Below are 18,950 nucleotides of genomic sequence, written 5' to 3'. Positions count from 1 at the left end.
CTCCCCCGCAGGTCAAAGCCTCGCGGACCCTCCCAAGTGGACTTCATTTCTGGACTCCAACCTGCCCCGTGCCCTTCGCGTGCCCCTTGCCGCCCCTTCTCGTCTTCCTGGTCGCCCTGGTCACCATCGCGTTGATCCCGGCCGCGATCGCCTGGCCCCTCTCCTCCCTGGCGTGCAGATAGATCAGCGCCGCCCGGGTACTGGCGTGCCCCATCCGGTCCATCAGCTCCCGCAGTGTGGCGCCGGTCTCAGCGGCCAGCGTGTTGCCCGTGTGCCGTAGGTCGTGCAGGTGCAGGCTCGGGATGCCGGCCGCCGTGCGCGCCTTGTTCCACACCTTGTGGAAGTTGTTCCGCGTCGGCCGGGCGCCCTTCGGCCCGAGGAACACCCACGCCTCATCGCCCGGCTTGACGTAGGTCCGCAGATGCGTCCGGATCTCCGGCACCAGGAACGCCGGCACGACTACCCGCCGCTTACCCGCCTCCGACTTCGGGCCGGTGACGACGATCTTCCCGCCGTTGGTCTGGACCGCCTGCCGCCGGACGTACACCAGCCCCGCGTCCAGGTCGAAGTCCCCGCGCTGAAGGCCGACCATCTTGGCGAACCGCAGGCTCGCGAAGGTCGCCAGCAGCACCATCAACCGGTAGCGCGGCTGCATCGCGTCCGCCGCTGCCAACGCCTGCTCAATGGTGGCGGTCGGCCGCTCCGGACTGTCCTCTTTGCCCCCGCCCTTGATCGTGCACGGGTTCATCTTGATCAGCTTGTCGTCCAGCAGTGCCGTGTTCATGATCGCCTTGAGCAGCCGGTAGGCCTTCGCCACCGTGACCGGGCCGCACTCGTCCAACCGATCCTTCCGCCACCGCCGGACCTTCGCCGGCGACAGGTCGGCCAGCATCACATCTCCGAGGTACGGATCGATGTGGTTGCGCAGCAGTCCCTCGTACAGCTCGACCGTCCGAACCGCCAGCCCCGGCCGCTCCTCGATCCACGCTTTTGCATACAGGCCAAGGGGAATCCGTCCCGCGTCCGGGTCGGTCCAATCGCCCCGGCGCAGGTCGGTCTCCACCTCACCGAGCCACCGGTCGGCATCCGCCTCCCGCTCGAACGTATATGGCGCTGCGCGCAGCTGCCCGTCCGGCCCCGGATACCGGGCCTGCCATCGCCCGGACGGCAGTTGTCGAACTCTCCCGAACCGCCGCCGCTTGCGCTCACTCATGACGCCCGCCTGATGTGCCGACGAACCGCCATCGGGTCGAACGCCTCCACCCGCCCGGCATCGATGAACGCCTGGAGGTCGACAACCTTCAGCCGCACGTGCCGCCCGATCTTGTGGAACGGGACCCGCCGCTCCGCGATCAACCGCCGCACGAACCGCGCCGTGGTGTTCATGTACTCCGCCGCCTCGTCGACGGTCAGGTAGTTGGTCTCCATCCCTTCCTCCCCAGGTCAGGCCGCTTGTGGTGGAGTTGCTGAAACATCGGGCGGTTGTGCGGCCAGCAGCGCCGCGTCGTACTCGGCCCGCCATCGGATCCGCTGCGCGATGGCGTGCATGAGCAGGTGCGCCCGGGGCGGCACGTTCGGGTCGCCGGGTTCGACCTTGAACCAGACCAGCCGGGTCCGGTCCGGTTCGGGCTTCTCGATCCCGAGCGCCGCCAATGCTTCGAGCACGAACCGCTTCCGGTCGGCCCGATGGTCGGCCAGGGTCTTGCCGGACCACTTGCGCGACACCAGGACGCGCCGGCCGGGTAGGCCGAGCGTGGTTCGCCGGTGTGCCCGGTTCTTGCAGTGGCCGGGTGTGGTCTTGCGGGTGGCGCCGAGGGGTTGGATGCCGTAGAGCAGCCAGACCGCGCACCGCGACGAGCACGGCGTGACGGACAGCTCCTCGTGCAGCCGGTCGTGGTGCTGCCGCTGGCGCTCGGAGCTGGCCTCGACCACTTCGCCGACGGTCTTGGTGAGGTACTTGGTCAGGTAGCCGATGTGCCGGCCGGCCTGGTCGGTGCCGCCGAGGATGCCCTTGGAATGCACCTGCACCCCGAACGTCGCAACGTGCGCCGGCTCCTCCACCGCCTCGATCGCATCGGCCCACTCGATCAGCGGTTGCCGGGTGCCCGGGTCGATGAACCGCTCCCCGTCCCACACCGGCAGCCGGTCACCGCCGTAGACCAGCTCGTCATGCGCCGGCCACCAGACCTGCAGGTAGGTCGCCGCGGTGACCTGCCTCAACACCTCGTGTCGAATCGACCCGCGCAGCGCGGTGTGCAGGTGCGGCGCCACCCGCTTCTGAGGTTCGACGGTAGCGAAGTACTGCACGTCCCACCCGACACAGCGCCGCAGGTTCTGCCACCACCGGTCCACCAGGCTCGCGAAGTGCACGGCATCCCGTGCTGCCCGCCGATAGTCATACGACGCCGGGTCAACGGGTGTGCCGTCATCGCGGACCCGGCCGTAGCTGTCACAGGTGAGCGTGACGAACATGGACGGCCGGAACCGCCCGGCGAACTCCCGCCCGAGGGTGCGGTTCTCGACCTTGCGGCGGGGCAGGTTCGGTGCGTCCTGCCGCCGCCGAGTCGACCTGTTCGGAGTCCGCTCACCCGGTCCATCCGGGTTAGGCAGCCGCCCTCGCATCCCGAGCGCGCGCAGTTCATCGTCTACCGAGTGGATCTCCTCGCGCAGCTCGTCCACATCTCCGGCCTGCTGCTCGCCAACGGCGTGCAGGTAGGACGCCACCAGATCCGCCCGGTAGGCCAACAGAGCCGTCTGGTCTGCGGTGGGTGGTTCTGGAGCGAAGTCCGGCTCCTCGGTGAGATGCCAGCCCTCCCGGCACCGGACCATTCGCAGCGCCCGGGCCTTACGTGCACACGGCCCGCACTGCGATTCCACAGTGGATCCGCATGGGACGCCGACATACTTCAGTTCGCCGGTGTCGCGGTCGCCGACCTCCATGGTGAACGGCCGCACGCACACCCCGTGCTGCTCGGCCGTCGCGGTGATCACGTCCAGGGCCAGCGGTTGGCGCATCCGCTCCGCGCGGGTCTGCCCAGCCACATCGGCCGGCAGCGTGGGCACTGGCGTGGTCATGCCGCCACCCCCAAGCCGGCCCAGCCGCGCAGCACGCCGAGCGCGACCCCCGCTCGTCCACCCGGCTGCAAGTCGGACCCGAAGATGTCCGGGTCAAAGGCCACTCCGCCGTAGACGTAGACCGACTCGTCGACCAGTCGCCCGGACACCGAGACGTGCACCCACTCGCCATCGGGTACCCGCCAGGCGGTGACGGTCGGCGTGCGCAGGGTGTAGGCCCAGCCGAGCAGGCTGCCCGCCAGCTCCGCCAGACGACCGCCGCGCAGATGCACGGTGATCATGTCGCCGTCGATGACCGACGCCTCAACAGTGACGATCTCCCCGGCCGGCTCGACCACCACCAGGTGATCCCGGAGCGCGCCCAGCAGCTGGATCAGTGTGGTGTTGGCGTTCATGCCGCCGCACCCCCGTCCGAGTCCCCACCCGCCACCGGGAACGGGACCACTTCCGCCCGGGCCGGCAGGGCCACCCGCCCGACGAGATAGGCGACGAGCTGGGCCAGATCGTCATCGGTGACATGGAACGCGCGGACCCGCACTGGTTCGCGCCGGCCGTCTTCCTTGACCCATGCGACTCCCGGGGTGTTTTCGCTGATCTCGTGGGCGTTGGCGCCGCGTTGGCGTACGCCGTCGCCGAGCACCATGTCCACCTGGGCGGCCTCGTCCAGGCGCATCGCTACCCGGGTGGAGAACAGGTGCCGGAAGGAGATGATCTCCTTGCGCGGATCCTGCAACAGCCCCAGAACGCATACGCCGGGCGCCCGGCCTTGCGAGGTGATCGTCTGGATCGCCCGTGTTGCCCGCTCCCGCAAGGTCTTGTCCGGCTGGTAGGCGATCAGGTCGGCCAACTCGTCGATCACCAGCAGCAGGAACGGATCCCCGGTCTCCGGGGTCCAGACCCGCCGCCGACCCCGGTAGGACTCGGCGCGGCGTTTGACCTCCAGCGCGAGCCATTCGAGCTGGGTCACGGCAGTCTTTCCATTGTCGAAGACCACCCGGTCGAACACCTCGGGTGCGGCGCCGAGTTCCATGCCGCCCTTGGGGTCGATCCCGACCAGCTTGACCAAGCCGGCGCGGATCGCCGGGGCCAGTGCCCAGGCCACCGCCCACAGCAGCGACCCCTTCCCCGCGCCCGACACGCCAACGGTCAGGACGTGGGTGCCGCGCAGCTGCAGCCGCCATGGCTTGCCGGTCTCGGTCTGTCCGATCACCACCCGGGCGAGGTCCACCGACGCCGGATCCTCCGACAGGGCCGGAACCGGCACCCGCCGGGCGAGTGGGTCGTGGTGGATGAAGTCCAGCTCCAGCACGCCGGGTTTGCGTACCCGGACCCGGCAGGAGGTCGCGTGGAACGAGTGGGCAAGCCCGGAGGCGTGCAGCTCCCACTGCTGCGGAGCCTGACCCTTGATCATGCGTACCCGCACCAGATCCCGCCAGCCTTCCGCGCGGACCCGCCGCAGCCGGGGCCGGTGCTCCTTGCCGCGCTTGTCCTTGGCCAGCTCGGACAACCGCATCACCGTGCGCCACTGGCAGGCGTAGATGACGAACCGGCGGAACTCCGTGCGCGGCCGAGGCAACACCCACCGCTCAAACGAGCGCCGCCAGCGCCACCACCACACCGCCAGACCCACGAACAGCACGCCGCCGAGCACGGTCAGCGGCCACTCACCCAGCAGCGACCACAACCAGCCGACCGCCAGGATCACCGCGACCGTGAGCGGATACCGGAACACGACCCGGCCCGCTTGATACGTCAGCCAGGACAGCAGGATGACCGCCGCAACCGGCGAGAGGACGAGCTTGACCCAGCCGGGCAGCATGGTCCACCACGGCAACCGCGGCCTCGACACCTCCAACGGCGCCGGGTCCACCCACCGCGACCCGTGGCCGTTCATGGCTGATCACCCCGACTCGGGGTGAAGTCCAGCGGCAGTTCGCCCCGGCATCTTGCGCACCGGGTCTCACCAGGCCGCAGCCGGGCAAAGCGCCGGCAGGCCACGCAACGGGGACGAGTAGTAGTGGTAGTAGGAGACCCCTCTAGCGGGGTCGGGACTGTTGGTTCTAGCCTGTTCATTGTTCACCTTCTCGGGTGGACAGCGCAGAAGCGGAGTGGTTGGTAGCCGGCCGCTTCTGCGCCTATGGATTCCTTGCAGGGCAACAGGGACACGTGTCATCGCCACACGACCTGTCGCCGCATGTTCAACCGTCTTATTTGGACTTGTTCGGTGTTCGATTAGGACTGTCCGGCACCACTCCCGCCAGGCTTCGGCACGCCGTGCCGGGCAATTTCGTTGGCCTGTGTGCGTTCCCGTTGCGCCCAATAGAGGGCCTCGTGATGGTGCCCCCGGTCGATGTCGGCGATCTGCTCATAGGCCGCCGCGCTACGCCGCCGGTACGTCACCCACCTCGCCGCGTCCGCACCCTTCGGTGGGCGCAGCCTGGCCAGTGCCTCGTGAACCTGCATCAAGGTCTGGCAGGCCTGCACGTCCTGCCATACCGCAGCCGGCCTGCGCTCATCCATCGGACTTACCCGACTCCAGCTTGTCAGCCAGCCGGCCAGCTTCCCGGGCCAACTCCCGGCAGAACCGCGCCAGCACGCTCGGCCCGTCCGGGAACGGTGGGAGCTGGATGGCCATGTTCACCGGATCCAGGTACATCACCAAGGCCGGCAACTCCGGGCTGACCTTCATGAACGCGGCCGCAGCCTGCCGGCCCGGGGTGCACGTCACACTGAACCCCACCGCTCAGCCCTCCTGCTCGACTTACCCGCAGGTGGGCCGCGACGTGGGGATCTGGTGCTGCGGTCGGGTCCGCCGTTCGCTGTCCGCCGGCCAGCCGTGCGAGGCTCGGGCGTTCCAGTCCCGAGCCTGAAACTCGAAGGCCTGCACCGCAGCCGACAGTGCGGCCAGAGCCCACCACGGCATGTCCGCTGTGGACTCCATCTCCCGCCACGCCGCCGCGACCTCCCAGGACGCCGCCGCCATCTCACGGGCCGCGTCCCGGTCCCCGGCCGTCAGCGTGGACGCCGCCTTGGACGCCTCGCCGTACCGGCGATAAGCGGACTCCCAGCGGTACACCAACTTCTCTGGCAACATCGCCAAGCCTGAACCTTCCCGCCAGGCAACGGCCGGGGGCCGACCGGGCAGCCCGAAGACCGCCACGGTCGACACCTCTGCCTGCCCGGCACGCATGTCCGGCCTCACGCGGCCTTGCCGGCCGACTCGTTGCCCGCCGCCTTCGCGGTCCCGGCTCGGCCAGTGGCCGGCTTGAACCCGGTCGCGCGGAAGACGTAGGACTGGTACTTGAACTCACCGGACCCGGCCAGCCGAGGCTCGACGGTCAGCCCGTCCAGCTCGATCTGCCGCAACCCGGGCAGCACCTCCGATGTGGTCGGCACCGGCTGCACATCGGCCAGGAAGGTGACCTCGAACGAGGCCCGCTTTGCGTTGCGCTCGTCCGGGTCGGTGACCGTGCCCTTCCACTGCCGCTTGCCGGTCACCTCGTCGACCCGCTGCCGCACCGGCCGGCCCGACGCCCGATCCTCCCGAGACTGGTACTCGGTGTCCGGCGCCATCTCGCCCATCAACACCAGCCCCTGCGGAAACGCATCCGCGAACTCGATCGGGAACCGGTGGCCCTTGGAAATCGCCATTTCTGTTGACCCTTCTGTGTGGTCTCGCCGCCCTGTTTCGGGCGCCTACCTCCACAGTCGGATCTGGCCGGTCCCCTCAAGACTGCGTGTCTGTCTCCTCTCGAACGTCTGACCCTCGTTCGGTCTCTTCTGTGTCTCGTCTGTGCTAGTCTCGTCCCCCATGGCGATCGGAGAAGCGGACACGACCAGCACCGACATCCTGCTCAAGGTCCTGCTCAAGCAACGGCACTTGCAGGGACACCGGGCGTTCTGCCGGGAGTACGACAAGACCGCCGCCAAGATCGAACCCGAGCTACGCGGCACCTACCCCAGCAAGGCGCAGTACTACCGATGGCTGTCCGGCGAACTCGTCGGACTGCCGTACGCCGACCACTGCCGCATTCTCGAGAGCATGTTCCCGAACTGGACGGCCGAGCAGCTCTTCCAGCCCTATAGCGGCGGAATCGAATTCATCCCCCAACCGCCGGCCCACATCCCGCCCACGGCCGCCCCAGCCCGAAAGCAGCCCCCGCCGGCCGGGCCCGTCGCTGACATCACCGCGGCCTTCGCCAGCCGCTCCGACTTCATGCACCAGATGCCGCCCCGCGAGCTGTTCGACGGCGCCAAGGACATCCGCATGGTTGGCCTGTCGCTCAACCTGCTCTGCCAGCACTACCCCGACCGCGCCCTCCTGGACCTGCTCGAGTCCGGCACCACCGTCAAGTGCCTGTTCCTCGACCCCGACGGCGAGCACATCACCCGCCGCGAACACGAGGAGTCCCAGCCCGCCGGCCACCTGTCCACCTTTACCCGGCTCAACATCGAGGCCATCCGCCGCATCCACGCCAAGCTCTCCCCCGATGCCCGGGCCAACCTCCGCATCCACACCTACGACGAGACCGTCCGCTTCAACATCACCATCGTCGACAACGCCACCTGCGTCGTGCAGCCCTACCTCCCCGACGCCCGAGGAGTTGAGTCCCCCACCCTCGTCCTGCGCCGCCAGGCCAGCCCCGCCGGCCTGTTCGACACCTTCGCCCACGTCTTCGACTCCATGTGGGCCCGCTCCACCGAGGTCACCGCGTGAACGACCTCGCCGACCTGCTCACCATCGCCCAGCAGGCCGTCGGACTCGGCTACGACCTGGTCCGCAACACCACCCCGCAGGAGATCCGCCACAAAGGCGACCGCGACATCGTCACCGACGTAGACGTCCGCATCGAAGAAGAAGTTCGAGAATTCCTCGGCAAAATGACCCCCGGCATCGGATTCCTCGGCGAAGAACAAGGCGGCCCATCCGTCCTCGCTGCCGACCAAGACGTCTGGACCCTAGACCCTGTAGACGGAACCTCCAACTTCGCCCACGGCATCCCCCTCTGCGCCATATCCCTTGCCCTCATCCGCCAGGGCGAACCCGTAGTAGCCGCCATCGTCGCCCCCCAACTCGGCCTCCGCTACCACGCCGCCAAAGGCCAAGGCGCCTACGGCATCAACGGCCGCCTCCAAGTCAGCAACACCACCGACCTCTCCCAAGCCATCGTCTCCATCGGCGACTACGCCGTAGGCCCCAACGCCGCCGAAAAGAACAAAATCCGCCTTCGCCTCACCGCACTCCTGGCCGAACGCGTCGAACGCATCCGCATGTTCGGCACCGCCGCCCTCGACCTAGCCTGGGTAGCCGAAGGCCGCACAGACGCCACAATCATCCTCGCAAACAAGCCCTGGGACACCGCCGCGGGTGTCTTAGTTGCACGAGAAGCGGGAGCGGAGGTCGTCAACGACTCTGGAGCCCAACATGACCTCAGTTCGACCGAGACGATTGCAGTCACGCCGGAACTGGCCGCTCTAGTAGTCAAATTGGTCGGCGCAACTAAATGACTGGACAAAGATCCTGAACACCAGTCAATTTCTCCAACTCGACCCGGCCGACCCGAAAATTCACCCAGCAATACTGTCAAATGACGCAATTAGTCTGACTAGCGAAGCAAAGACCGTCGGACGATCGCCTCCAAGGCGCCATCAAGGTCATCGACTTCAATGAGGCGCAGAATATCCTCTGTATCTACCATGGCAATACAGAGATCCTGCGTCGAAAAACGGAGCTCCTGCAATCGAGCGGCCTCGGTGAACCCACTAGGACAGACCATGATTCCAATCTTCGCGCTTCCCCGCTTCGTTTGTAGTTTAGTCAGCATAGTGGAGACCATGTACTGAGTTGATTTATCCTGAGTGTTCTTAGACTCGACGAGAATAAACGGCACGCCGGGCTTTTGCCACGCCCTATTGCTAAAGTTGTCAACCTGGACGACCAGATCTATCTCCTCCGACTCATTTCGGTAATTTCGTTCTACAACCCTCAGATCGAGAACCTGAGAGAACAAAAATGACAGAAACGCCTCAAGGCGGCGGCCCTTCTGGTTATTAGTGCCTTCATCTATCCGCGACCATATCTTTCTTGCCATCGACTTTCGCAGGTTAGGCTCGATAGGGACGCCCACATCGGCTATAGCAGCAAGTAAGTGGCGGGCCCGATATCGCCGATCCTCTTGGTAATCGTCTATCACATAAACGTCGCTGTCCACATCAGTCAGCACTTCAATTACCTGCTCCGAAAAGAGCGTAGGAATCATCAACGCTACCGTTACTCTGATACCCCTCGCCGCCGCCAGGCTAATTCTTTCTGCCACAAACCTTGGGATTTCCTCCTGGAGACATACATAGAGAAGTCGCGTCTCACTACCCTGAGACACGGCAGACGGCCGCCATCGCTTGCTACCGAGATCTAGCTCTTCTCCCGGGATCCATTGTACTCTTGAATCGGCAGTAACGATGTTTTCGACCACACGGCCGACCGCCTCAACCCGGATGGGTATCTGCTGTACATCATCGATCAGTTCGTCCATGGCTGGTTCCTGCGACATCAGCTTCATTTTTTCTCTGCAACATCGAGGACAATAGAGAGTTCACGAATGAAGCTCCTACCCAACTGCGTCACAATGGTGTGATCCGAGGTACCTTCAGTCTGCGACAGCAGCCTGGTGAAAACTGCGATCATGGTCCTTGTTCGACGACCAAGTTTGTCGACCTCAACCATCATCTGAACAGTGTCTTCATATGCGTCGTCGATCGTCGACTCAGGCCGCGTTATCAAATCCCTGATCGAGTCATCGATGGGCGAAGTGTCATCAGGCTTGGTCGCTGCATCCTGGGCAGCAAATTTTATGATGGGTGCGATTTTCCGCAGGCTGACCGTATCTGTTATCACCTGATCAAGTCGCTTCTGAACAAATGCTGCGCTGACTGTAGACTCGCCGATCTCGTCAAGAATTGCGGGCCGGTTGGCGCGTAGTGCATCGATTACATTCTTCTTGAGCTCCCAGAAGAAGTTAAGAGGAATAGTGCCTTCGCGGATATAGTCCTGCCATTCGTCCGGCAAGGTAACGACATAGCGAAGCTGCCGAACACGTTCGACCGATAGGCCAGTCAGGTTCCGTAATTCTCTATCGTTCGGCTCACGGTTTTCGATAGCAGCGATCTCCCGCGCAAGGCGTTGGAGCGCTTTCGCAGTGGGTATATCGCGCCAAGGCTCTCGAATTAGGTGAATGTTGAACATCTGCTGCAGCACTTCTCGTTCGCTGCGCTCCTTTGTTACAAGCGCAGGAATCTTCACATGTCCTAACTCACGAGCGCAACGATACCGCCGTTCACCGTCCACCAACACATACTTACCGTCATGTAGGAAAACCACAATCGGAACTAATACGCCCTCTTGATCTATTGAATCAGCTAGTCTGTCAAGTTCATCTTGAGGGAAGTCAAGGCGAGGATTCCGCTCATTGGGAATCACGTCTTCGACTGACAGCTCAAGCAGCTGTACTGCGCCGATCGGCTGTCCTCCGAGCGACTCAGATGGTGCAGACATAGATATTCTCCGTAGCCGTCTTCTTTGACTTCCCCTTTGAGGCACCCATGGTTGAGTGCTTCGTCTCGATGGACCGCGTAATCACATTCGAGAAGTACTGACCTGCGATATCCGAAACCGTTGCCCCCGCGTCAGCTAGCAAACCCTCACTGGGATAGCTCAAGACCAAAGGGACATGCATGCGGGCGACGTTTCGACATAGATCATGAAACGAAGCGATAACTGCGGTTTTGAGTGAAAACCCCGTGGTAAAACGATCGGAGCGATTCCTCCCCTCGCCTAGCGAATCCGGAAAATCATAGCGAAACAGCGTCTCATACACGTGGTAATACCTGCTGTATTGGTCCTTTGTGTACGGCGGGTCAGCATAAACCGCTCCAATATTTTCGAGATACCCCCCGCTGATTAATTCGAGCGCGTCTCCAACATATACCTCATTGCGCGACCGCCATCGATAGGTTCCCACCTGACTTACTGCGGCTAGCGCCGCACTGTACTCCTTCCACACTGATCGGCTCCACGTTCGAACAATTCGCACGTGACTTGGGTCGCTGTTCGGCTTTAGGAACTGGGCCGTGTGCCCAGGTGAATTGACGAGAACGGACATTGCGGCAATCCATGACGCAAGTAGCCAATCGCGTTGGTCCAATCTCCTATCTCCATCGATTGCAGCCCTAATCGAGTCGACCTCGATTGCTTGCTGCAAGCTGAGGTATCCGGCAGCGAAATAGAGGGTCGCCAACTCATAGTGCGCCAAGTCACTTGTTTCCGCCGCGCGGCGTGCTCGTCGATTCAAGGCCGGATCATTACCTACATGCTTGGTGCGATTCATGTAGCGACCGAGGTCTTCACGCGTCCCCGCCAGGGCTGCATTCTCTGCAGCCAGCTGATCTCTATATAGTCGCCGCAGCTCGAGCAAACGTTCCCGATAGATCGAGCTAAGCCGTTTAACAACCGCTTCGGGAGCCTCGCTGCGCTTTCTACCGATAAAACGAGCGCGAGACAATGACGCCGTAAAACTCAAAGCATCATTAGTAACAACGGACGCCGTAGTCTGCAGGCTTTCTGCCACACTGCCAACCCCAGAGAATAGATCGACTATGCGACCGGCCGGTTCTAACTCAGCGATTGCATCCCGGACGTGGTCGGACATATGGCGCTTGGTGCCCATGTACCGAACAACCACCGCTTCGCCTTCCACTCCATATGCCAACAGTTAGGGTGAGGACATCTAAGTTAGGGCGTGCTGACAGTACCCGTTGTCGCTGCCAAACAGGCAACAGCCACCCCATGACGTTACCCAAGTGTTGAAGCCGTGCTTCAAGGCGTCAGAACGCATTGACCGCCACGTTCGGCCACTGTCTGTACTGTCGTCTCCTCCCGATCGGTCCCCACCTGTCGTGGTTCAGGTGATGGTTGACGGTTTGGGTTCATCTGATCCTTGACGTTGGACCTGGTCAACTTAGTGGTTGTGGGCTCTGTGTGGTGTCACCTGCTGGGTGGTGGTTCGCGGGGTGGTGACCAGCAGGTTCGGGCCGTGGTGGATGTGGATGGTGTGCTGGTCGAGGGTGATGGTGACGACTTTGCGGGCGTGTTGGCGGCCGAGTTGGATGCGTTGGCGGGTGATCATGATGCCGCCGCTGCTGGAGACGATCCGCTCGACCGTGATCGGCCCGGTCTCGGGTGGTGTGGGCGGTGGGCCTGCTGGTCGGGCGCCGCGGAGATAGGCAATCGACCTGGTAGTGAGTGGGTTGGGGATGGTGCGGAGCAGGGTGCGCTCGGTGGGATCAAGCACGGCCATGACACGGGTGTCGAACCGCAGGGTGACGCGTCGGCCGGCGAGGGCGTAGCCGACGCTAAACTGCTTGTTGCCCAGACTGATGTAGCCGACGGCGCTGACGGTGCGGTCGACCTCGATCGCGCCGGCCACCACGTGATCGGCCTGTTGGTCGCTGGTGGTCTCGGGCGTGATGACGCGGGCCTGGCCGGCTTGGACCAGGGCGTGCAGGTCGGAGGCGGCCAACTTGGAGGCGACGGTTTTGATCAGGATCCCGGCGAGGAACACCCGCAGGTAACGGGTGTTGATCCGCAGGGTGATCGGTATCCCAGCGCGATCCGGTCCGAGCCAGAGCTGCTGGCCTCTGATCGACAGGTTGCCCGAGGTCGGGACGGTCCTGTCCAATTCGACGGTAACCGCCTCAGCTCGTGGTGTGGGACCCATCTCGTTGAGCCGCAACACATTCAACGGCGTCCGCGCGCCCTGCGGACTTGAGGACGACTGCGGTGTGGACTGGGTTGAGGCGTCGATCATCTCCAGTTCGGCCGGCAACACCAACGGCAACACGTCGTTGGGCTGCTCCTGCTCGCAGGCCGTGAAGCGGTCGATCGGCGGGGCCATGTCCAGGGCTTGGTGGGGTCGGTCGATGTTGTAGCCGGTGACCCAGGTATCGATCACCGCCTGAGCATGGGTGATCGACTCGAACGGTCCGCTGTGGTCGAGCAGTTCGCGGCGCAACGTGCCGTGGAACCGTTCGATCTTCCCGGTCGTGGTGGGTGAGCGGACCGCGGTCAGCCGGTGGGTGATGCCGTTCTCCCGGCAGATCCGATCAAACAGCACCTCGCCGGCGCGGGGCCCGCCGAACTTGCCGGTGAACTGCTTTCCGTTATCGGTCAACACTTCCCCCGGAACCCCATAGCGCCTCAGGGCCTGGGCGAACGCGGTGGACACGGCCCGTCCGGTGGCACGCGCGACGACCGTGGCGCAGACGACGAACCGGGAATGGTCATCGATGCCGGTCACCACTTTGACCTCGGAGCCGTCGGTGAGGAACACCCCGCCCATGATGTCCAGCTGCCACAACTGCATCGGCGCCGACCGTTCCCACCGCCGATACTCGGCCCGCTTGCGTTTCCGGGCCCCGGGCTCGATCAGCCCGGCGCGCAGCAGCACCCGATAGGCCGTGGACCGCGACGGCATCGCCGTGACCTCCCGCCGCGCCAACTCGTGCACCAGCCGACGCGGTCCCCAGCCGGGATGCGCCCGGCGTAGTTCGCAGACCAGGGCCGCCACCTGCCCATCCACCTGGTGTGGACATGACTTCGGCCGGTGCGACCGATCCGCCAGCCCGGCCAGACCACCATCCCGATAGCGGCCAACCCAGACATGCACCGACTGCCGCGACACCCGATAACGGGCAGCCACCTCGGTCACCGGAATGCCCGCCAAAACTTCCATCACGGCGTGATACCGCTGCTCGACCACACTGAGCTCCACCAGCATCAGGCCCCGGACCTCCACCACGAACGATCACGTTCGGGTGATCAAACCCAAGACCAGCGGTGTCAAGCATCAGGTGGAGCCAACCTGTCAAGCATCAGCCGGAACACGACAGATCGGTCCCCACCTTGCTGCCGAACCTGGCTCTATGGGATCAAGGCGCGCCGCCCGGCGGCGCGCTTGCGGTGCCGCTCACGCTGGGACTGGTGCTGGCATCCATCGCGGACCACGGCCGGCTGCCGCTTCGCTCACGCCGACCGGGCCCGCGCGGCGCGACTCAGCTCGGGCGGACGACCGCACGCCGCCGGGCGGCACGAATCCGTTGACTACGGTCAACAGGTGGGCCGGGACGCGATGCAGCAGTCACTCATACAGGACGGCTGCGTCGAGTGCGCGAGCGAAGAAGGTCCAGTCGCCTTGAGGTGGCAACTCCTTGCCAACGTTCCGACCAGCCAGGGGCGTCCGTAATCCACGCCGCCAGCGCATCTAGGAAGCGGTCCAGGGTGGGGTTCTCCCACTCATCACCATCCCGTAGGAAGTGTTGGCGAAGATTGCGTACGAATGCCGCCAGTTCCTCGCGGCTTCGGATCTCGTCATCAGGCGCTAGCTCCATGTCTGATCGTAAGCCGACCAGGCTTGCAGCGCGGTGCCCGGTAGCCGTCCCCACTGCGCCCGAGATCGTTTAACACCGGGCCGCCGGCATCAAGGGCGCTCCTTCGTCGCGTCGGCTGCGCCGATGGCTTCGCCACCCTTGACCCCAACGACCCGGCGCTAACGGGCGGCAAGGGCGGGGGAACCGGGGGCGAGTGGGCCAGCGGAGCTGAGCAACTGATCTTGTCGGACGAGTGGTGGGAGGCGTCGTGCGGGCAAACCGGGAACAGGGTCCGAACCAGCTCGTGCTATGGGCTAGGCAGGAGTTGACCGAGGTGTTCCGGGCGGAGCGCACGGTGAGGCGCACGCGGCGGGTCGTGCCCCTCGCGTGCCCCTTCTCGCGGTCAGCAGCGGTCAATGGCGGGTGTTCACGGCACCTGTCCCCCGCTCCGGCGCAGGTCAGGGGGTTGGCTGGTCAGGGGCGTGATCGGGGCCGGATCTTCCAAGCTGGCCATGCGGGTTCGATTCCCGTCACCCGCTCCAGCCGGTCCCTCCCCAGCTCAGAGGGGGTGCCACCGGTGCTCCGGCAACACTCCGCCCGTAGATCGACACCCAGTCCGGGCCATTAGCGGGCCAGGAGGCCGCCTCGCCGTTATCGGGTTCGTCGTCCTTCTTGCCTTCTTACGACTGTCCTAGTTGGACTTCTTCTTTCCCGTGGCCCCTTCGGTGCATCGCTCCCAAGTGCTGGCACCCGCCGACGCGACCACGATCGACGCCCGGAACCGGGCTTGCATCACATCCGCGAGCGCGAACACTTGAACGATCGTCGTGATCGGACGCTCCGATGTAGCCTATCGGGCGGTTCCCTTGGTACGACACGGGTTCGGCTTGATCAGTTCATCGTCGAGCGTTCATGATTGCTCGCAGCATTCGGTACGCCTTCGCCGCCGTAATCTGCGACCGTCCGCGATTGGGGCCGGTGCCTCTTCCCTGATTCGGGGTGGGCGAGTGAATCACTTCGTGGTGGTGGTTGGGCGAGCATGGACCCGGCCAGGCAGGCTGGTGCCGTGACAGAGCTGCTCGTGGCGGAGGCGGGGTGACCAGGCTGGATACCTCTGAGCGGTTGGTGCGCGTCCGACGTCTGATGATGGACCTGGTGGGACCAGACGACGGCGGGACCCTGTTGACGTTGGTGGAGGTCCTCGACGATGTCGATTTCTTCGAACGCGTGTTCGGGTTCATCCAGGAGTGCCCGGTTGTCGACCTGGTGAGCGGATCCGGTCACCAGGAGTGGGAGCTCCGGGACGCCGAACAGCTCCGTCAGCGCGTGCGGGAGGTCGACCGGGACACGGCGTTGGGGATGCTGGTGAGGATCGCGTCCACGACGCTGGCCTACGGAGGAAAGAGGCACTGGTCGTCCGATGTGGCGCAGGAGACAGTCGGCCGGCTGGCACAGTTGCTCGGTGCGGAGGCCCGATGGTGGACGAACAGTGATCTCAGGTCGGGGAATCCTGTTACTCGGTACACGTTTGACGCACTCGTGATCGGCAGGGGCGGTGGGGTTGGCGTCGCGGTTCTGGCCGTCGACGAGGACTGACTCGGGGGCGTTCACGAGATTTTCAGGCAGGAAGGGTGAGGAAGGACACCGACCAGATCGGTTGGTTTACCGACCGGATCGGTCGGTAGGGGGGTAACCTCGGGGGTGTGGCACGGACGTTCAGGAATCAGGTTGAGGAGGAGATCCTCGATCGGGTTGCGGGTGAGTTCGCTCAGCATGGGTTTGAGCACACCTCGTTGAAAGCTCTTGCGGATGCGGTGGGGCTGTCGAAGGCGGGGTTGCTGCATCACTATCCGAGCAAGGATGCGCTGTTCCAGGCTGCTCGGGAGCTGGGGGCGGTGCAGAGCAGGCGGGTGCTCGATCAGGTTGCGGGGCTGCCGCTCGGTGTGGCGCGGGATCGGCGGGTGTTGGAGTTGTTGACCGATGTCGCGCTGGATCGGCCTGGGTTGGTGGCGCTGCTGTTTCGGGCGGTCACGGCACCGGAGGACCCGGCCAGCCACAGTGACGCGTTGTTGTTGCCTGAGCTGTTCGGGGTCGACCTGGAGGCGCGGTCCGAGCGGGCGATCCGCGTGGTCGGGGCGCTGAGCGCGATGGCCGTACTCACTCTTGCCGCCAATCGGGCGGGCGAGAAAACCACATGGCGGCCGCACATCATCGCGACCTGCCTTGACACGCTCGGCCATCCCCGGCCGTTGCACGACGACCAGGTGGAGGGCTGAAGGGCCGTGGCGAAACTGTTGTACAAGGTCGGGTTCGGGGTGCACCGGCACCGGCTGATCGCCGTCGTGCTGTGGCTGGCGGTGCTCGCCGGCGCGGTCGCAGGCGCGCTGACGCTGTCCGGTGAGACCTCGAACGCCATGTCCATCCCGGGGCAGGAGTCGACCACCGCGCTGGAGAAGATCAGCGAGGAGTTCGGCGGGGGCGGGGCTACGGCGCGCGTGGTGCTCAAGGCTCCGGACGGGCAGGTGCTGACCACGCCCGAGAACGCCAAGGCGGTCGGCGACGTGGTGGCCGATCTGTCCGGCCTGCCCGGTGTGACGTCGGCGAGCAACCCGCTCGATCCCGCCCGGCCGGCGGTCAACGCCGACCAGACCACGGCGTACAGCACCGTCACCTACACCGCGCCGCCCGGGGCGGTGACCGAGGAGGAACGCGCCGCGCTGCTGGACGCCGTGGACGACGCCCGGTCCGCCGGGCTGACCGTGGAGGTCACCGGCGAGGCCGTGCACGAGGTTCCCGAGGTGGGCGGGCCCGCCGAGGCGCTCGGCGTGATCCTCGCGCTGCTGATCCTGGCCCTCACCTACGGCTCGCTGGTCACGGCCGGGATGAACCTGCTGACCGCGGCCACCGGCGTCGGCATCGGCACGCTGGGCATCACCATCGCCACCGGGTTCATGGACCTGCAGTCCACCACCCCGACGCTGGCCGCGATGCTGGGCCTGGCCGTGGGCATCGACTACGCCCTGTTCATCATCAACCGCTACCGCCAGGAACTGCGCGACGGTTCGGATGTCGGCACCGCCGTCGCCACCGCCGTCGGCACCGCGGGATCGGCCGTCGTCACCGCCGGACTGACCGTGGTCATCGCGCTCACCGGCCTCGCCGTGGTGGGCATCCCGTTCCTGACCCAGATGGGCATCGCCGCCGCGGCGACCATCGTGGTCGCCGTCCTCATCGCCGTCACCCTGGTTCCGGCGGTGCTGAGCCTGCTCGGCCGCCGCGTGCTGCCACGCAAGGAGCGCACCGCGCCGGCCGGAGCGGCGCCGGTCCGCGAGCGCGGCTTCTTCCGTGGCTGGATCCGCACGGTCACTCGCCGGCGCGGCACCGCGCTGCTGATCTCGGTGCTGGCACTCGGCGTGCTCGCCCTGCCGGCGGCGTCCCTGCAGACCACCCTGGTGCAGATCCCCGCGCCGGACACCACCCAGGCCCGCGCCCAGCAACTGCTCGCCGACGGGTTCGGCGCCGGCTTCAACGGTCCGCTGATCGTGCTGTTCGAAGGCGACGACCCGGTCGCGACGGCCACCGGAACGGTCGACCGGATCGGCCGGCTCGACGACGTCGCCATGGTGACCCCGCCGGTACCCAACCCCACCGGCACCGCCGCCATGCTCACGATCATCCCGAAGTCCGGCCCGGACAGTCCGGCCACCGAGCGGCTGGTCACCGATCTACGCGCCCAACTGTCCGAACTGGACGGTGCACAGGCGTCGGTCACCGGCGCCACCGCGGTCAGCGTGGACGTGGCCACCTCGCTCGACCGCGCGCTGCCGATCTACCTCGCCATCGTCGTCGGCCTGGCACTGGTTCTGCTGGTGCTGGTGTTCCGTTCGCTACTGGTGCCGTTGGTCGGCGTGCTGGGCTTCCTGCTCACCATCGGCGCATCCCTGGGCGCCACGGTGGCGGTCTTCCAGTGGGGATGGTTGGGCGACGCGGTCAACCTGGCCAGCACCGGACCGCTGATCAGCCTGACCCCGATCCTGGTCATCGGCATCCTGTTCGGCCTGGCCATGGACTACCAGATCTTCCTGGTGTCCCGGATGCACGAGGCGCATCACCGCGGCGCCAACCCGCTCGACGCGATCCACACCGGCTTCCGCCAGGCCGCCCCGGTCGTCGTCACCGCCGCGCTGATCATGTTCTCGGTGTTCGCCGGCTTCGTGCCGGCCGGTGAGGCCACCATCAAGTCCATCGCCTTCGCGCTGGCCGTCGGCATCTTCACCGATGCGTTCGTGGTGCGCATGATCCTGGTGCCGGCAGCCCTGACCCTGCTCGGTGAGCGCGCCTGGTGGCTGCCGAAGTGGCTGCGCTGGCTGCCCGAGCTCGACGTCGAGGGCACCGCGCTGCGCCCGGCCGCACCGCCCGAGGAACCGAAGGTCCTGGTCGGCGCCGCGCGCTGA

The 18,950-nt window shown here is 65.4% G+C and carries 19 protein-coding genes; 5 read left to right on the top strand and 14 right to left on the bottom strand.

All coding sequences use genetic code 11. The features are described 5' to 3' along the window. Positions 1–43 precede the first annotated feature (43 nt). From VFV67_RS36420 to VFV67_RS36380, 9 genes are all read right to left on the bottom strand, one after another. Positions 44–1,213, bottom strand: a complete 1,170-nt coding sequence (locus VFV67_RS36420) for a tyrosine-type recombinase/integrase (protein ID WP_326475284.1) — start codon at positions 1,211–1,213, stop codon at positions 44–46. Next, complete coding sequence (locus VFV67_RS36415; protein WP_326475283.1) at positions 1,210–1,428, bottom strand: helix-turn-helix domain-containing protein; 219 nt, start codon at positions 1,426–1,428, stop codon at positions 1,210–1,212. The genes VFV67_RS36420 and VFV67_RS36415 overlap by 4 nt, the downstream gene beginning before the upstream one ends. Before the next feature lie 15 nt (positions 1,429–1,443). After that, positions 1,444–3,075: a replication initiator gene (locus tag VFV67_RS36410; RefSeq protein ID WP_326475282.1), complete on the bottom strand. Its 1,632-nt coding sequence runs from the start codon at positions 3,073–3,075 to the stop codon at positions 1,444–1,446. After that, positions 3,072–3,470 (bottom strand): hypothetical protein, encoded by a 399-nt coding sequence (locus tag VFV67_RS36405; RefSeq protein ID WP_326475281.1) that lies wholly within the window; start codon positions 3,468–3,470, stop codon positions 3,072–3,074. Before VFV67_RS36405 ends, VFV67_RS36410 begins: the two co-directional genes overlap by 4 nt. After that, positions 3,467–4,969, bottom strand: coding sequence for an FtsK/SpoIIIE domain-containing protein (locus tag VFV67_RS36400; RefSeq protein ID WP_326475280.1), 1,503 nt, complete (start codon positions 4,967–4,969; stop codon positions 3,467–3,469). The genes VFV67_RS36405 and VFV67_RS36400 overlap by 4 nt, the downstream gene beginning before the upstream one ends. Before the next feature lie 338 nt (positions 4,970–5,307). Further along, entirely contained in the window at positions 5,308–5,595 is a 288-nt protein-coding gene (locus VFV67_RS36395; protein WP_326475279.1) for an AMED_5909 family protein, read from the bottom strand. Then, positions 5,588–5,815 (bottom strand): hypothetical protein, encoded by a 228-nt coding sequence (locus VFV67_RS36390; RefSeq protein WP_326475278.1) that lies wholly within the window; start codon positions 5,813–5,815, stop codon positions 5,588–5,590. Before VFV67_RS36390 ends, VFV67_RS36395 begins: the two co-directional genes overlap by 8 nt. A 21-nt stretch (positions 5,816–5,836) precedes the next feature. Further along, a complete protein-coding gene (locus VFV67_RS36385) occupies positions 5,837–6,175 on the bottom strand; it encodes a hypothetical protein (RefSeq protein ID WP_326475277.1) in 339 nt (112 codons plus the stop codon). 98 nt (positions 6,176–6,273) lie between these two features. After that, complete coding sequence (locus VFV67_RS36380; RefSeq protein WP_326475276.1) at positions 6,274–6,726, bottom strand: hypothetical protein; 453 nt, start codon at positions 6,724–6,726, stop codon at positions 6,274–6,276. Positions 6,727–6,886: 160 nt separating this feature from the next. Between VFV67_RS36380 and VFV67_RS36375 the strand changes: the two genes are divergently transcribed. After that, positions 6,887–7,792 (top strand): DUF5919 domain-containing protein, encoded by a 906-nt coding sequence (locus VFV67_RS36375; RefSeq protein WP_326475275.1) that lies wholly within the window; start codon positions 6,887–6,889, stop codon positions 7,790–7,792. Then, positions 7,789–8,583 (top strand): inositol monophosphatase family protein, encoded by a 795-nt coding sequence (locus VFV67_RS36370; protein WP_326475274.1) that lies wholly within the window; start codon positions 7,789–7,791, stop codon positions 8,581–8,583. Before VFV67_RS36375 ends, VFV67_RS36370 begins: the two co-directional genes overlap by 4 nt. 98 nt (positions 8,584–8,681) lie before the next feature. Here VFV67_RS36370 and VFV67_RS36365 read toward each other — a convergent pair whose 3' ends face one another. From VFV67_RS36365 to VFV67_RS36945, 5 genes are all read right to left on the bottom strand, one after another. Next, positions 8,682–9,608, bottom strand: a complete 927-nt coding sequence (locus VFV67_RS36365; RefSeq protein ID WP_326475273.1) for a hypothetical protein — start codon at positions 9,606–9,608, stop codon at positions 8,682–8,684. Between the two features lie 23 nt (positions 9,609–9,631). Continuing rightward, positions 9,632–10,627, bottom strand: coding sequence for a ParB/RepB/Spo0J family partition protein (locus VFV67_RS36360; protein WP_326475272.1), 996 nt, complete (start codon positions 10,625–10,627; stop codon positions 9,632–9,634). Continuing rightward, entirely contained in the window at positions 10,611–11,798 is a 1,188-nt protein-coding gene (locus VFV67_RS36355; protein WP_326475271.1) for a DNA adenine methylase, read from the bottom strand. Before VFV67_RS36355 ends, VFV67_RS36360 begins: the two co-directional genes overlap by 17 nt. A gap of 291 nt (positions 11,799–12,089) precedes the next feature. Then, on the bottom strand, positions 12,090–13,907 hold the full coding sequence (locus VFV67_RS36350; protein WP_326475313.1) for an IS481 family transposase: 1,818 nt from the start codon (positions 13,905–13,907) through the stop codon (positions 12,090–12,092). A 364-nt stretch (positions 13,908–14,271) separates the two neighbouring features. Next, positions 14,272–14,517: a DUF7660 family protein gene (locus VFV67_RS36945; RefSeq protein WP_422652952.1), complete on the bottom strand. Its 246-nt coding sequence runs from the start codon at positions 14,515–14,517 to the stop codon at positions 14,272–14,274. Between the two features lie 1,074 nt (positions 14,518–15,591). On the opposite strand from VFV67_RS36945, the gene VFV67_RS36345 reads away from it, so the two are divergent. The 3 genes from VFV67_RS36345 (at position 15,592) to VFV67_RS36335 (ending at position 18,950) form a co-directional block, all read left to right on the top strand. Beyond that, positions 15,592–16,092 (top strand): hypothetical protein, encoded by a 501-nt coding sequence (locus VFV67_RS36345; RefSeq protein WP_326475270.1) that lies wholly within the window; start codon positions 15,592–15,594, stop codon positions 16,090–16,092. A gap of 107 nt (positions 16,093–16,199) precedes the next feature. Next, the gene (locus VFV67_RS36340; protein WP_326475269.1) at positions 16,200–16,772 is read left to right on the top strand and encodes a helix-turn-helix domain-containing protein; all 573 of its coding nucleotides are present in this window, start codon (positions 16,200–16,202) and stop codon (positions 16,770–16,772) included. A 6-nt stretch (positions 16,773–16,778) separates the two neighbouring features. Beyond that, entirely contained in the window at positions 16,779–18,950 is a 2,172-nt protein-coding gene (locus tag VFV67_RS36335; protein WP_326475268.1) for an MMPL family transporter, read from the top strand.

The organism is Actinophytocola sp. (assembly GCF_035762905.1).
In the GTDB taxonomy this organism is placed as follows: Bacteria; Actinomycetota; Actinomycetes; order Mycobacteriales; family Pseudonocardiaceae; genus DASYTH01.
This window is presented reverse-complemented; position numbering and strand designations above follow the sequence as displayed.

Excerpts from the sequence above, each read along its gene's own strand:
- VFV67_RS36420 (WP_326475284.1), bottom strand. The coding sequence starts at position 1,213 with ATGAGTGAGCGCAAGCGGCGGCGGTTCGGGAGAGTTCGACAACTGCCG.
- VFV67_RS36415 (WP_326475283.1), bottom strand. The coding sequence starts at position 1,428 with ATGGAGACCAACTACCTGACCGTCGACGAGGCGGCGGAGTACATGAAC.
- VFV67_RS36410 (WP_326475282.1), bottom strand. The coding sequence starts at position 3,075 with ATGACCACGCCAGTGCCCACGCTGCCGGCCGATGTGGCTGGGCAGACC.
- VFV67_RS36405 (WP_326475281.1), bottom strand. The coding sequence starts at position 3,470 with ATGAACGCCAACACCACACTGATCCAGCTGCTGGGCGCGCTCCGGGAT.
- VFV67_RS36400 (WP_326475280.1), bottom strand. The coding sequence starts at position 4,969 with ATGAACGGCCACGGGTCGCGGTGGGTGGACCCGGCGCCGTTGGAGGTG.
- VFV67_RS36395 (WP_326475279.1), bottom strand. The coding sequence starts at position 5,595 with ATGGATGAGCGCAGGCCGGCTGCGGTATGGCAGGACGTGCAGGCCTGC.
- VFV67_RS36380 (WP_326475276.1), bottom strand. The coding sequence starts at position 6,726 with ATGGCGATTTCCAAGGGCCACCGGTTCCCGATCGAGTTCGCGGATGCG.
- VFV67_RS36375 (WP_326475275.1), top strand. The coding sequence starts at position 6,887 with ATGGCGATCGGAGAAGCGGACACGACCAGCACCGACATCCTGCTCAAG.
- VFV67_RS36365 (WP_326475273.1), bottom strand. The coding sequence starts at position 9,608 with ATGGACGAACTGATCGATGATGTACAGCAGATACCCATCCGGGTTGAG.
- VFV67_RS36360 (WP_326475272.1), bottom strand. The coding sequence starts at position 10,627 with ATGTCTGCACCATCTGAGTCGCTCGGAGGACAGCCGATCGGCGCAGTA.
- VFV67_RS36355 (WP_326475271.1), bottom strand. The coding sequence starts at position 11,798 with ATGGGCACCAAGCGCCATATGTCCGACCACGTCCGGGATGCAATCGCT.
- VFV67_RS36350 (WP_326475313.1), bottom strand. The coding sequence starts at position 13,907 with ATGCTGGTGGAGCTCAGTGTGGTCGAGCAGCGGTATCACGCCGTGATG.
- VFV67_RS36945 (WP_422652952.1), bottom strand. The coding sequence starts at position 14,517 with ATGGAGCTAGCGCCTGATGACGAGATCCGAAGCCGCGAGGAACTGGCG.